The 13,692-nt window shown below is 52.9% G+C and carries 11 protein-coding genes; 1 reads left to right on the plus strand and 10 read right to left on the minus strand.

Annotated elements, in window-relative coordinates; all coding sequences use genetic code 11:
- Positions 1 to 111: 111 nt before the first annotated feature.
- The 3 genes from F3H12_RS03545 to F3H12_RS03555 form a co-directional block, all read right to left on the minus strand.
- Positions 112 to 1,782, minus strand: a complete 1,671-nt coding sequence (locus tag F3H12_RS03545) for a B12-binding domain-containing radical SAM protein (RefSeq protein WP_149677982.1) — start codon at positions 1,780 to 1,782, stop codon at positions 112 to 114.
- 177 nt (positions 1,783 to 1,959) lie between these two features.
- Positions 1,960 to 3,522, minus strand: a complete 1,563-nt coding sequence (locus F3H12_RS03550) for a glycoside hydrolase family 43 protein (protein WP_149677983.1) — start codon at positions 3,520 to 3,522, stop codon at positions 1,960 to 1,962.
- Between the two features lie 39 nt (positions 3,523 to 3,561).
- A complete protein-coding gene (locus tag F3H12_RS03555) occupies positions 3,562 to 4,740 on the minus strand; it encodes a ribose-phosphate pyrophosphokinase (protein ID WP_149677984.1) in 1,179 nt (392 codons plus the stop codon).
- Between the two features lie 298 nt (positions 4,741 to 5,038).
- Between F3H12_RS03555 and F3H12_RS03560 the strand changes: the two genes are divergently transcribed.
- The gene (locus F3H12_RS03560) at positions 5,039 to 6,094 is read left to right on the plus strand and encodes an aldose epimerase family protein (RefSeq protein WP_149677985.1); all 1,056 of its coding nucleotides are present in this window, start codon (positions 5,039 to 5,041) and stop codon (positions 6,092 to 6,094) included.
- 100 nt (positions 6,095 to 6,194) lie between these two features.
- Here the strand turns inward: F3H12_RS03560 and F3H12_RS03565 are convergent, their stop codons facing one another.
- The 7 genes from F3H12_RS03565 to F3H12_RS03595 form a co-directional block, all read right to left on the minus strand.
- Positions 6,195 to 6,476, minus strand: a complete 282-nt coding sequence (locus F3H12_RS03565) for a hypothetical protein (RefSeq protein WP_149677986.1) — start codon at positions 6,474 to 6,476, stop codon at positions 6,195 to 6,197.
- Complete coding sequence (locus F3H12_RS03570) at positions 6,397 to 7,524, minus strand: FtsX-like permease family protein (protein ID WP_149677987.1); 1,128 nt, start codon at positions 7,522 to 7,524, stop codon at positions 6,397 to 6,399. The genes F3H12_RS03565 and F3H12_RS03570 overlap by 80 nt, the downstream gene beginning before the upstream one ends.
- Positions 7,512 to 7,982 (minus strand): hypothetical protein, encoded by a 471-nt coding sequence (locus F3H12_RS03575; RefSeq protein ID WP_149677988.1) that lies wholly within the window; start codon positions 7,980 to 7,982, stop codon positions 7,512 to 7,514. The genes F3H12_RS03570 and F3H12_RS03575 overlap by 13 nt, the downstream gene beginning before the upstream one ends.
- Positions 7,976 to 8,299, minus strand: a complete 324-nt coding sequence (locus F3H12_RS03580; protein WP_149677989.1) for a hypothetical protein — start codon at positions 8,297 to 8,299, stop codon at positions 7,976 to 7,978. The genes F3H12_RS03575 and F3H12_RS03580 overlap by 7 nt, the downstream gene beginning before the upstream one ends.
- Positions 8,300 to 8,786: 487 nt before the next feature.
- Positions 8,787 to 10,238, minus strand: a complete 1,452-nt coding sequence (gnd, locus tag F3H12_RS03585) for a decarboxylating NADP(+)-dependent phosphogluconate dehydrogenase (RefSeq protein WP_149677990.1) — start codon at positions 10,236 to 10,238, stop codon at positions 8,787 to 8,789.
- Complete coding sequence (locus F3H12_RS03590) at positions 10,225 to 11,805, minus strand: gluconokinase (RefSeq protein WP_149677991.1); 1,581 nt, start codon at positions 11,803 to 11,805, stop codon at positions 10,225 to 10,227. Before F3H12_RS03590 ends, gnd begins: the two co-directional genes overlap by 14 nt.
- A gap of 67 nt (positions 11,806 to 11,872) precedes the next feature.
- Positions 11,873 to 13,603 (minus strand): ABC transporter ATP-binding protein, encoded by a 1,731-nt coding sequence (locus tag F3H12_RS03595; RefSeq protein ID WP_149677992.1) that lies wholly within the window; start codon positions 13,601 to 13,603, stop codon positions 11,873 to 11,875.
- Between the last annotated feature and the right edge of the window lie 89 nt (positions 13,604 to 13,692).

Below are 13,692 nucleotides of genomic sequence, written 5' to 3' on the forward strand. Positions count from 1 at the left end.
ACCAAAACGCTACCGGACACAAGTCCGCTTCTGTGCATCATATACCCAAAATTTCGGGGAAATACTCTGCAAATTCATTCTATACAGATCCGATTTCCTTTGTAAAGCGCATCAGGCAACGGTCATTGTTGCCCTTCCGGTCACAGGGTCAGTCTTCTGCGTATCCACCACGACCCTACTTCTCTTATATTCAATATTACCCTTCTTTATCACAGGGCAAAACGCTTCCAGGCCAATAACCCGCTTTCTGAACCGGTTCTTCCCAACCGAATCGATCCATTCGCGGTCGGCGAACTCCCACGGTTCCAGTACAGCCAGGCCCGTTTGCTTTTCCCCTGCCATCAGAAGCGTTTCGGGAATGGCTGTGGTCCTTAAGGAGCAGACATAATCCAGTCCCAGGAGACTTTCAAGCAATTGCGGATCCGCCCCGGCGTCCAGGGAAAAGTCCCGTAACAGTTCATAAAGCCTGATGGCTGCAAGAGGCATGAACAACAGGTTTCTCTCCTTCAGCCAGCAGCTGAGTTTATGGTAGAAATCAAAGGCCGACGGAAACAGGGTTTCCGCATACGCCAGCGTCAGGTTGAGCCTGCCCGAGTTGTAAAAACGGTCCAGGACTTCCTCGATTCCTTTCAGCGTCAGGATATCCTTAGCTGTCAGATACCGGTTGGACAGAACTTCATAGGGCGGATAGCTCCTGAACCGGTATTGATGCTTTTCGGCTTCGCGCCTGATCCTGGTACCGTGGAGCAGCTTCAGAAACCCCAGCTGCAGATGGTGGGCGCGCACTGCATAAACCGCATTGAAGGATTCTTTGAAGGAATCCATGTCCTCAAAGGGCAGTCCGGCTATCAAATCGGTGTGGACATGGATATTGCCCCATGCCATGATCTTCTTGAGATTCTCCAGGGCCCGATCCACATCCATGGACCTGGATATGGCCTTTAGCGTCTCCAGGTTTGTGGATTGAATCCCCGCCTCGATCTGCATCAGGCCGGGGGGCATGGCGGCCAAAGCCTCCATCTGCCGGTCGCTCAGCCGATCCGGGTTCACCTCAAAGTGGAAGGTGATGGTTTCGGGAGAAAACTTTCTGATGTATTCCCATATTTCAAGGGCGTGCCGGTGTACATTGAAGGAGCGGTCAATAAACTTGATCACCCTGGCACCGGCGCCAACCAAAGCATCAATCCCCTGATAAACCTCTTCCAGCGGAAAGCAGCGCAATCCCCTGTCTATGGAGGACAGGCAATAGGAGCAGTTATAAGGACAGCCCCTTGAGGATTCGATATAGGCTATCCTGTCCCTGACCCGTTCCAGGTATTCAGGAATAAAAGGCGAGACAAAGTCTTCAGCCTCCCTGCCTTCATCTTGCCAGGAAGCCTCCCCGCTGCCTGCTTTGCCTTCCAGTTGCAGCAGAAGCCGGGGAAGCCGGCTTTCACCCTCACCCCGGATGACATAATCGGCGCCATAGGCCTTGAAATCCGCCGCCGCCTCGTCATAGCAGACTTCCGGGCCACCTACCACCACCACGGTATCGGGCCTTACCTTTTTCAGGTCGGCAATCAGGTTCTGCACCAGGATGCGGTTCCAGATATAGCAGGAAAAGCATGCAACATCAGGTTCTTCATCCAGGATCGCCGTCCAGATCTTCTGGACCGAGTCGTTGATGGAATGCTGAAGAACCGTGAGATCCAAACCACTCTTCCTGCAGGCGGCTTTCAGGTACCAGGCCGCCAGGCTTTCATGCTCGTATTTGGCGTTTATGGCAACTAGTATTGTCTTCATCCTTACCACACTTCAGTAGCGCCTTTTAGCCCCCATGAATGGCAATTTCCCGGTTTGCCCTTCACAGGTGAAGGAGCATACCGGGATCCTGCCTTATTCTTCGCGGCATACCGCCAACTAATTATATATTCTATACATTGATCTTAAAGGGGAGATATAAGAAAGATTAGAATTTGATTAGAGGCCGGACCGGTACTCAAAAAGGTCAAAATCGGCCACATTGCTGCTCTCCCCGCCATTCCCGGATGCGAAAAGGCCTATGGTGGTTCCCACAAAGCCGCCGGCCACATCGGTGCTCAGGATCCTTCCGTCAACCTTTTCGGCCAGCGTCTTCCTTCCTTTACCGTCATCAAAACAGAAGTTGTAGTCCTGTTCCTGTGCTGAAACAATCATCTCCAGACGCTCCGAACAGCAGGGAACAGCCTGGATAACCGTTTCGACGCCATCCTTGCACTGGACAAGCCGGACCAGGGTCTGACCATCTTCATTGGCGTATTCCATCCGGTAATGGTAGCGGTCGCTCTGCAGAAGAACCATTCCTGCCGATTCCCCCTGGCCGGGGACAAATTCCATGATGGCCCTTGCCGTAAAACTCATATGCTGCTGGCGCCTGCAAACCAGGCTCGGCTGTTTCAGTTCGGTCAGTCTGGGCGGCCTGACCTTCAGGCGCAAATACCCCGGCCGCTCTGTCAGGCTGTAAAAATCTTCTCTTGGCGTACGCAGGAACATCCAGCAGGGTTCAAGTCTGTCCTTATCGAAATGATCCACGGATGCCTGTGGTTCAACTTCCCAGGCGGGCAGGTTGGGGCACGGATAGGAGAACTCGACCTTTCCGGTTCCCGGGCTTACCACCGGCCACCCATCTTCCCAGATGACAGGGACGAGGAAGGTTTCCCGGCCCAGATTCCGGTAGTAGCCGCCGTAAGGCCTGGAGGCCAAAAGTACCATCCACCATTCCCCGTTCTGGGTTTCCACCAGATCGCCATGTCCAACATTGACAATGGGATATTTCCTTCCCAGGTGACGATGGGTCAGGATCGGATTTGACGGGCAACCCTCATAGGGCCCTGTGATGTTCCGGCTTCGGGCGATGGTGACCGAATGATGGAAATCGGTCCCGCCTTCGGCTATCAACAGGTAATACCAGCCGTCCTTTTTGTAGATATGCGGGCCTTCGGGCCATATGGCATGCTTCAGTGCCCCGCGCCAGAGCCCGTAACGCTCGCCTTTCAGCGTCATGGTTTCAAGATCCAGTTCCCTCATCCAGATCTCATTGTCGCCGTAATACGCCGGGCCTTCAGGCACCTCCCAGGTACCCACCAGGTAACAACGGCCATCATCGTCAAAAAACAGGGAAGGGTCAATTCCCGGCGCATCGGTCAGCCAGTAGGGATCGGACCATGGACCCTCCGGCTTGTCCGCAGTGACAATGAAGTTACCGCCCCTGGTTACATTTGTGGTCACAACATAGAATTTGCCATCATGGTAGCGTATGGTTGGGGCATAGATACCCTGGGAATGCTCCACGCCATCCAGTTCCAACTGGGACGGCCTGTCCAGGACATACCCTATCTGCTCCCAGTGAACCAGGTCCCGGCTGTGAAATATGGGAAGTCCAGGGAAATAGGCAAAGCTGGATGTGACCAGGTAATAGTCCTCCCCCACCCGGCATATGGATGGATCGGGATAAAAACCCGGCAATATGGGATTTTCAAAGATCCTGCACTCCTGCTTCAGCATCGGATCACCTCAATCAGGTAATGATATGCTTCGCTTCAATCATTTACTGGCTTTGCGGCGTTCCATCAGGGCATGGATCTTCTCGGTGGGATCCAGCAGGGAACTGATGGAACAGTCATGGTTGAGGGTGTTGATCAAAAGCGCCAGGAACTTGGACATGTCCACTTCCACGTACCAGGGCGCTTTTCTGAGCTCTTCCCTTCTGTAGGTCAGGTTGGTGGAGAACACCTTGTTGATCATGCCCCGCTCATACAGTTCCTGGAACTTGTCCACCCCTTCGGTAAACAGGGCAAAGGTAACGCCAACGTAGATCTTTGCAGCTTTCCGTTTCTTGAGTTCCGTAACGATATCGATGATGGAATCCCCTGAGGACAGGATATCATCAATGATCAGGACGCTCTTTCCTTCCACAGAATCCCCCAGGAATTCATGGGCGATGATGGGATTCTTACCGTTAACCAGCCTGGTCAAATCCCGGCGTTTATAGAACATACCCAAATCCAGACCCAGCACATTGGCGTAATAGATGTTCCTGGAAAGCCCGCCTTCATCCGGGCTGACCACCATCATGCTGGACCGGTCGATCTGAAGTTCAGGCTCGCTGTTGACAAGCGCCTTGATGATCTGATAAGTTGGAAGGATATTCTCAAACCCCTTGATAGGTATGGCGTTCTGTACCCGCGGATCATGGGCGTCAAAGGTGAGGATGTTTTCCACTCCCAGGCGCTCAAGCTCCTGCAGGGCTATGGCACAGTCCAGGGATTCCCTGGAAACGCGCTTGTGTTGCCTTCCTGCATACAGCAGGGGCATGATGAGGTTTATTCTTCTGGCCTTACCGCCTATGGCAGAAATGATCCTCTTAATATCCTGGAAATGGTCATCCGGGCTCATGCGGCATTCCTGTCCGAACATCTTGTAGGTGCAGCTGTAATTGCCCACATCTGAAATGATGTAAATATCATATCCGCGCACCGATTCGTTGATGACGCCCTTGCCGTCTCCCGTACTGAATCGGGGGCAGGAAGCCGAAAGCAGATAGGATTCCTTCAGGTAATGCTGGTGTAAATCGTTCTCCTGTGAGTACAGGTTTTTCCTCTGTGTCACCAGATGCTGGTCCACCAGCCTGGCAAGATCCTGGGTGCCCTGCATGGGTATGATCCCAAGGGGTCCCACCGGTATATCGTGCTCTCCGCCGATAGAATAGGTTTTATGATTCATAGCATCCTCCACCTGTCCCTCTCACGGGGATATTTTGCTCAAGCTTGGCCGCATGCCCGGAAGGATGAACCGGGACGTACCCTTTTAAAGCCTCCGGACAATCCATCGCAATCACATTATAGACTACATATCGATTTCTGTAAAACATTATTCGGCAAATTCCGCATAAATACTTCGCCAATTCTCATCCAATCCTGGTTTTCCATTTTCAGTATGCGCGCTCAATCCGTTCTGCTATAATATTGCCGTAAGATTTATCTATCTATATATAAATGATCCACCAAGGAGGCAAACCGTCATGAGAATCACCAAGAAACCCTTCGGAAAAATCAACAACGAGGAGATCCATTTATATTCCCTCGTCAACAGCAACGGCATGAGGGCCGACATCATCAATTTCGGGGGCACCATTGTATCCCTGTATACGCCGGACAGGAACGGCCATCTGCAGGATATCACATTGGGTTACGACAAGCTGGAGGATTATGTGCGTCCGAACCCATTCTTCGGGGCCATCATCGGCCGTCATGCCAACCGGCTGGAGGATGCGTCCTTTACGCTCAACGGCGTATTTTACCAACTGAACAGAAATGAAGGCAACAACCAGCTTCACGGCGGGCTTGTAGGCTTTGACAAAAAGGTATGGACTGCCGAAATCATTGGAGATTCCCAGCAGGAAAGCCTCCGGTTGAAATATCTGAGCCCGGATATGGAAGAAAACTACCCGGGGAATCTGGATGTGACTGTAACCTATACGCTGACCGAGCAGAACGAATTGGTGATCGACTATCATGCGGTGTCCGACAAGGACACGGTGGTCAATCTGACCAACCATGCCTATTTCAACCTGTCGGGGCATGATTCCGGTGCCATCTATGAGCACCAGCTGATGATAAATGCCCGCAGGTTCACTCCCATCTCCGAGGCCTGTCTCCCCACCGGTGAGATTCGCGACGTGGCCGGGACTCCCTTCGATTTCACCAGCATGAAAGCCGTCGGGAAAGGTCTGCTGGAATGCATGGATGATGAACAGATGCGGTTTGGCAGCGGCTATGATCACAATTTCGTCCTGGACGTGAGTGGTAAGGCTCCTGAGAAAGCCGCCGAAGTGTATGATCCCAAGAGCGGCCGTGTCATGGAGGTTTATACCACAAAACCCGGCGTTCAGTTCTATACAGGCAACCACCTCAATGAAACCGGAAAGGGTGGCGCAGTTTACAAAAAGCACGGCGGACTGTGCCTGGAGACCCAGTACTTCCCCAACTCCATGAAGCACACCCACTTCCCTTCGCCCATTCTCAGGGCGGGTGAGATCTACCACCACATCACCATTTACAAGTTCGGGGCAAGGTAAAACCCTGCCCCTTTTCTTTTCGCTTCCTTTAAACCAAGGGGGCGGTTGTTCTGGTTTGGGTTCACCCAAATCAGGGGAACCGCCCCCTTGCCTTTTAGCCTTATTCCTTCACCTGCAACATTTCCAGCACCTTGCGCCGCGTCGCCAAAGCGGCGGTGGTGGATGCGGCAAGAACGCAGCTCAATACATACAGTCCGCCGCACAGAATCAATGTGTCCGCCCCCCTTACGAACAGCCCGGCATCGTAAATGATAAGGCAAACTGCAGCTACGGCAAGGCCGATGATGCACAGACCTGTCTGTTCAATGGCCAGTATACAGCGGGAGCGCCGTTTCGTGGTGCCCAGTATTCTCAGGATGGCCGCCTCCTTTGCGGACTGCATGATGATCAGCACCGGTGCAATGAGACCTATGAAAATGAGTGCCGCCCAGCATTTCGCCCATCACGCACTGGGGCACGTTTTTCGAGAACAGCGAGTCGTCAAAACCCGGCGCAAACTCGATAGTGTATGTATGGGTTGATATGCTTTGTATATAGCGGTCGATATCATTGGTCACGGCAAGGAAATAGCCGGCGCCTACGGGTCTGTCGTTCAATATGACCCAAAAGCCACCGTTGTAATAGACATCGTTCATAAGCTCAGATCTGCATGCTTCCATGACGGCGCTTGAAGAATAGTTGGTGAGGGTTCCTTTGACTTCCGTTTTATCAAAAATTTCCTGGTAGGACAGCCGCGTGACCGCTAAAAGTCCCATGGCTCCTGTCAGCAGAAAAGCCAGCAGCACGGCCATCACCGTTCTCCATCCTGCCCTGCCCATGTGGCGCAGGACATAGCGGAAAACATGCTTCACCGGGCTATAGTCTCCTCCCTTTGGAAGTTCCCGGCTGATGGGGAAAGAAAGGGTGAATTGGGGTATCGGCGAAGATTCGGCCACCATGGCCTGAAGAGCCTTCTTTCTGGCCCTCTCCCGTCTGTTCCGGGCCGCATCACCCTGCAGCAGGGCCAACGGAGGCGTTTTAGCCAGTTTCCTCATAAACAACGCTGAGAGGCCGAACAGGACCAATATCTCACCGAACAGGCAAAGAACCATAGCACCCGCCGGCAGGGATGCGTCGGGTGTGTAGTGCTCCATAACCGCTGCCAAATCCGCCAGAGCGGACGAAAGGGTTCTACTCGCATAGACCATTCCCGTTATACCGCCTGCGGGTATGGCAACAGCCGACAAGACCGCAAGGGGCAGCGCCAATGCGTTGCGCGCCTTCCTTCGCGGCGTACCCAGGGCCCGCATGATGGCATAGGCTTTCTTTTGGCGTCCTATGTACAGGTAGGCTGTTAGAAGCAGGGCAACTGCGGCTCCGGCAAGGTATAGGGCGGTGGTTATCAGAGATGTGGTCTGACTGGTGTTGATACTGTCCTTTACCTCATCCAGCCCCTGTCCGAAAAGCGCAGCTTGAGCCCCATCTCCTTTGCCAGGGGTTCGGCTGCATTCAGGAAAGCTTCAATCTGATAGGCATCCTCTATCACCATGCTGAACTCTCCAGGCCTAATCGGGTAATCGGCCGGAGGTTCCACAGGCAACAGCGACAGCGGCACAAACAGGGTATTGGGCGTATAGCACCACCAATCGGAGGCATCCCGTTCATACTGCGCGTCGATATCCAGGTATGACCCTACGATCTCAAGCTCCACGGTCTTCACAGGCTTCCCATACCGTTCCGGGATGACGGCTGTGGCACCCAGCACGCCATGCTGCATGAGCAGCTTGTCACAGAGCTCCACCGTGATCCTGTCGCCGATTTTAAGACCATTGATCTCCATGAGGGCTGCATTGACCACGCAGGCATGGGTATCCTCCTTCGTCAGGGCACGTCCTTCCTGTATCACCATTTTCCCCTCGTTGAAACGTGGAATGGCAGTTCGGCCGGGTATTCTTTCAGCTCCTTAGCATCTGAATGGCGTACCGTATTGGGCAAAATGCTTCCAAGCAGTAAAGCCGTGTTTTTCACCCCATTATCAAGTGCCGCAACTCCCCGGTAATAGCCTATGGCGCGCGTCATTTCACGCCGGGTGACGGTATAATCGGCTACACGGTAGAACACTGCAAAGGAAGCCGCAGCGATGAGAAGAAATGTTATCAGCGTCTTGAAAGGTGCCCTAAAAAGGGTTTTCAACGATAAGGCCGGCCGCATGGTCATCATCTCCATAACCATTATGCGATCTATTGTGCTATTTACAAATTTAGGATAGCGTATTCTCGGAATTGCTGTCAAATAAAACTATGTAAGTTATAAGGTTACAACTTATGTTAAATTAAGCTTCACTGCATCAAGAGATTGCCGCGCTCCGCCGCGTTTTGCTCCCTTTATAAACCCACAATGAGAGATCACGTTGGATGTAAGAGGTAAGAGGTAAGATGTTGGAGGTTTCAAGATGTGATTTGGAACATTACCAGAGAATTCTGACCTCCCATTCTCTAGCCACTGACATCTGATATGTAAAAGTTAAGATCGCATTGTGATAAGGTACCAAGACATTTTGTGAGAATGTGATAAGGGTGGCTGTTGTTTGGACGCAACGATTTCAGCCACCCTCTTACGAACAGTTTGAAATATTGAAGCCATACAGCGCAACATCAGGGCTTACAGGTTTTTGAACAGCATAACCAAAAGAACTGTCCTCGTAATTACGTGGTTATGCATTGTATGTGGAAGCCGATGTGCTGCCGCCGCGTCCGGTCCAGTTGTGATGGAAGAACTCTCCTCTCGGCCTGTCCACACGCTCAAAGGTATGGGCGCCGAAATAATCCCTTTGCGCCTGCAGAAGGTTGGCCGGAAGCCTGGCGGTCCTGTAGCCGTCATAATAGGCCAGCGCACTGGACATGGCCGGCACCGGTATCCCGTTCAAAACCGCCCGGGCCACTACGTTCCGCCAGCTTTCCTGGGCTTTTTCCAGTACATCTTTAAAGAAACCATCCAGCATCAGGTTTTCAAGATCCGGATTTTTATCGAAGGCTTCCTTGATCTTCCCCAGAAAGATGGAGCGGATGATGCAGCCACCCCGCCACATGAGCGCAATGCCGCCATAGTTCAGATGCCAGCCGTAGTTTTCGGCCGCAGCGCGCATCAGGGCATAGCCCTGGGCATAGGATACGATCTTGGAAGCGTAAAGGGCTTGCCTGATGGCCTCGCAGAAGGCCTTTTTATCCCCGGGTGCTTTAATGGCCGGACCGGTAAACACCCTGGAGGCCTTCACCCGCTCCTCCTTCATGGCCGACAGGCTCCTGGCGAATACCGCCTCCCCTATCAGGGTGAGGGGTACTCCCTGGTCCAGGGCCGCCGTAACGGTCCATTTGCCCGTACCTTTCTGGCCGGCAGCGTCCAGGATTTTGTCCACCAGCGGCTGTCCATCCTCATCCTTCACGCCCATGATATCCCGGGTGATCTCAATCAGATAGCTGTTTAGCTCTCCCCGGTTCCATTCATCAAACACCGCATGGATGGCATCGGCATCATAACCCAGGAGGTCCTTCATGAGCTGGTAGGATTCGCAGATCAGCTGCATATCCCCATATTCGATGCCGTTATGGACCATCTTCACAAAATGGCCAGCGCCGCCTTCGCCTACCCAGTCGCAGCAGGGAGAGCCGTCTTCCACTTTTGCCGCAATGGCCTGGAAAATGGGCTTGACAAGGGGCCATGCCTCAGGGGAGCCGCCGGGCATGATGCTGGGTCCCAACAATGCCCCTTCTTCACCGCCCGATACACCGGTACCTATGAAGTAAAACCCCTTTTCTTCAAGGTATTTCGTCCTTCTCATGCTGTCCAGGTAATGGGAATTGCCGCCATCTATCAGCACATCTCCCTTTGAAAGATAAGGGATCAGCTGTTCTATCAGTTCATCCACCGGGTTCCCGGCCTTGACCATCATCATGATCTTCCTGGGGGTTTTCAGGCTTTCAGTAAATTCCTGTATGCTGTATGTCCCGAGTATCTTTTTACCTTTTCCTCTACCTTCCACAAAGTGCTTCACCTTGTCGGTGCTCCGGTTGTAGACCGACACGGAGAACCCCTTGCTCTCCATGTTCATCACCAGGTTCTCACCCATAACCGCCAGGCCGATGAGACCAATATCACTCTTCTGCATGCTCTCCCTCCTCTTTTTCCAGAGCCATATTCTTAGTCCTTTCATAAAGGGCCGTCGCCTTCTTATAGATTTCCCCGTAAAGGCTGTGATTCTCCGGATTGGGCTCAATGACCGCCTGGGCTTTCATGGCAGGCAGCATTTTATCGAGCCTGTCAACCGCTCCGGCTGCAGCCATGGCAAGAAAGGCCGCGCCCAGGGCGGAAGCCTCGGTCACTTTGGGTACCTCTATTCGTCTGCCAAAAAGATCCGCCTGCATGGAAAGCCATATACGTGACTGGGCATACCCTCCGCCGGCTCGTATCTTATGCCTCGGGGCGAGGTACTTCTCCAATATCTCATAAACAGCAAATAGCCTGAACAGTATGCCCTCCATGGCTGCGCGGACCAGATGCTTCCGGGTATGGGCATAGGTCAGGCCCCACATCACACCGGTTGCCCGCGCATTCCAGTCAGGATTTCTTTCTCCCGCAAGATAGGGAAGGAAAATCAAACCCTGGCTTCCCGGCGGTACTTCCTCAGCATAACTGTCAAAGAGCCTGTATATTTTGCCGCCAAAAGCCTCGGCCTCTTTTTCAAACTGAACCTGGAAATTGTCCCTGAACCATTTCAGCACTACGCCGCCATTGTTGATGGCCCCGCCTGCCACCCACCGGTCATCGGTGAAGGCATAGCACCAGAGGGGCTGTCCTTCTGGGGTCACAGGTCTGGTCACCGTCGTTCGCAGGGCGCCGCTGGTGCCGATGGTGGAAGACATGGCCGTGTCGTCAAAAACGCCGCATCCCAGGTTTGCCATCACCCCGTCACCGGAACCGATGGAAACGGTGATATCATCGGGAAGGCCCATGGCATGCGCATACTCCCGCTTCATGCCTTTCAGGGCATGTAGGCAGGATGCCACGGGGCACAAGGTGCCCCTCTTAATGCCAAGCACCTCTTTCAGGATATCCTCGTCCCAATCCCGGGTATGAATGTTGAAAAAGCCCTGGGCCGATGCCAGCGTATAGTCCGTGATGGGTTCGCCAAACCATTTGAACAGGATGTAATCCTTGATGGTCATCCACCGGCTGGTTGCTCTCACCAGTTCCGGTTGGTGCTTTTTGAACCATAGGATCTTGCTGATGGGATAGAAGGGATGATGCACCCGGCAGCCTGTTTTTTCGTAGAGTTGCTGCACCGGATAGCTCTTTCCGATAAATTCGGCTTCTTCCATGGACCGGTGGTCAGCCCAGGTGATGAGACGTGTGATCGGGCGGCCATCCCTGCTCACGGCCATCAGGCTGTGCATAAGGCAGCTGATACCCAATCCTCTGATTTGGTCTTTCGGGATACCTGAAAGGCTGATACACCGTGAAACCGTGGTAATCACCGCATGAAAGATCACTTCGGGATCCAGTTCCATCCATCCCTGCTGCGGACAAAGCAAGGGGTATTCCTGCCGGCTCACGGCCACTTCATAGCCTGAGGCGTCAAACAGAACCGCACGCGTTCCGGACGTACCAATATCCACGCCCATAAAATATTCCTGCATGGCCGATCCCTTCCCCTTGATGGTCCATTTGCTTACCATTTTATTGTATCAGATACCGCAGTTCAACACATATTGGAAACGCTGCTCCCGTGCATTCCGCAGGTTGCTAAACCTTGGCTCCTTCCCGGTAGAGCTCGGCATACAGGCCGCCGGCCTTCAAAAGTTCCTCATGGGTGCCCATCTCCTCAATGCCTTTGGAGGTGAGCACAACGATTTTATCGGCCTTTCGGATGGTGGAAAGCCTGTGGGCGATGATCAACGTGGTCCTGCCCCTGGCCAGGATGTTCAGGGATTCCTGGACCAGCCTTTCGCTTTCGTTATCCAGTGCCGAGGTGGCCTCATCCAGTATCAGGATGGGCGGGTTTTTCAAAAAGGCCCGGGCGATGGAAATGCGCTGTTTTTGGCCTCCGGAGAGCTTGACGCCCCGTTCGCCCACAAAAGTGTCGTACCCGTCTTTCAGTTCCATGATGAAGTCATGGGCATTGGCCAGCTTGGCTGCGGCGATCATCTCTTCCTCGCTTGCGCCGGGTTTCCCGTAAAGGATGTTCTCGCGGATGGTTCCGCCAAACAGATACACATCCTGCTGTACCACGCCGATGTTCTTCCTGAGGGATTCCAGTTTTATTTTTCGGATATCGATTCCGTCCACCAGGATCCTTCCCTCGTTAACCTCATAGAACCGTGGAATCAGGCTGCAGAACGTGGTTTTTCCACCGCCCGAGGGTCCTACCAGCGCAACGGTCTGTCCGGGTTCTATCCGAAGGTTGACGTTCTTGAGCACCTCGTTTTTGTCGTTATAGCTGAAGGAGACGTTCTCAAAAATAATCTCGCCCTTAACCGACTGAAGATCCACCGCATCCGGACTGTCGACGATCTCCGGCTTCCTGTTGAGCATGCTCCAGAAGCGGTCAAAGCCGGACATGCCTCGCTGGAAGGCCTCCGTGAAGTTGATAAGCCGCTCAATGGGGTTCAGGAACACATTGATATAGAGGATAAAGGTCACCATCTCGGTAGCGCTGATGACCTGCCGGGTTACAAAAATGCCCCCCACCACCAGGACGCTGATATAGAGAATCCCCTGGAGGAAGGAGTTGCCGCTGAAAAAGCGTCCCATGACGGTATAGCTGTCTTCCTTGGTCTTCACAAACTGGGCGTTGTCCTCGTCGAACTTGCTGAGCTCCATGGCCTCGTTGGAAAAGGATTTTACTACGCGGATCCCCGCCAGGCTGTCCTGGATCCTGGCGTTGATCTGGGCCACCTTCTCCCTGTTCTTTGCGAAGACCGCCCGCATCTTCAGGTTATAGTAGGCCGTGAAAATGATGATGGAGATGGTCAACCCCAGCAGAATCAGCGTGACCCTCGCATCAATGGTCAGCATAATCACGACCGAACCAATGATTTTAAGCAGCGAAATGAACACATCCTCAGGCCCGTGGTGAGCCAGCTCGGAGATATCAAACAGGTCGTTGGTGATCCGGGACATGAGCCTTCCGGTATTGCTTTCATCATAGAAGGAGAAGGACATCTTCTGCAAATGGCTGAACAGATCCCGCCGCATGTCGGCCTCCATCCTGGCTCCCATGATATGGCCCCAGGAGGTGATGTAGTACTGGCAGAAGTACCGGATGATATAAAGGACAAACAACCCGGCTGCTGAGAGAAGGATGATCTCCAGCATATTGTCAGGCCTTTTTCCGTACACTTCGTCCAGCAGGTACTGGATCAGCACAGGGAAAAAGACATCGATCCCACACAGGACGGTGGCACAGAACATATCCAGAAAAAACATGCCTTTATAAGGCTTATAATAACGAATAAACGCTTTCAGCTTATCCATGGTCATCAACCTCGAAGTTTAGTCTTATCATTTTAAAGCATCGGCATGGAGAATTCAACCTTTACGCACATGTTTGAAACGGAACAATG

This window comes from Thermoclostridium caenicola, from assembly GCF_900142095.1.
Taxonomy (GTDB): Bacteria; Bacillota; Clostridia; order DSM-8532; family DSM-8532; genus Thermoclostridium_A; species Thermoclostridium_A caenicola.

Excerpts from the sequence above, each read along its gene's own strand:
- F3H12_RS03545 (WP_149677982.1), bottom strand. The coding sequence starts at position 1,782 with ATGAAGACAATACTAGTTGCCATAAACGCCAAATACGAGCATGAAAGC.
- F3H12_RS03550 (WP_149677983.1), bottom strand. The coding sequence starts at position 3,522 with ATGCTGAAGCAGGAGTGCAGGATCTTTGAAAATCCCATATTGCCGGGT.
- F3H12_RS03555 (WP_149677984.1), bottom strand. The coding sequence starts at position 4,740 with ATGAATCATAAAACCTATTCTATCGGCGGAGAGCACGATATACCGGTG.
- F3H12_RS03560 (WP_149677985.1), top strand. The coding sequence starts at position 5,039 with ATGAGAATCACCAAGAAACCCTTCGGAAAAATCAACAACGAGGAGATC.
- F3H12_RS03565 (WP_149677986.1), bottom strand. The coding sequence starts at position 6,476 with ATGCAGTCCGCAAAGGAGGCGGCCATCCTGAGAATACTGGGCACCACG.
- F3H12_RS03575 (WP_149677988.1), bottom strand. The coding sequence starts at position 7,982 with ATGGTGATACAGGAAGGACGTGCCCTGACGAAGGAGGATACCCATGCC.
- F3H12_RS03580 (WP_149677989.1), bottom strand. The coding sequence starts at position 8,299 with ATGGAGATGATGACCATGCGGCCGGCCTTATCGTTGAAAACCCTTTTT.
- gnd (WP_149677990.1), bottom strand. The coding sequence starts at position 10,238 with ATGCAGAAGAGTGATATTGGTCTCATCGGCCTGGCGGTTATGGGTGAG.
- F3H12_RS03590 (WP_149677991.1), bottom strand. The coding sequence starts at position 11,805 with ATGGTAAGCAAATGGACCATCAAGGGGAAGGGATCGGCCATGCAGGAA.
- F3H12_RS03595 (WP_149677992.1), bottom strand. The coding sequence starts at position 13,603 with ATGGATAAGCTGAAAGCGTTTATTCGTTATTATAAGCCTTATAAAGGC.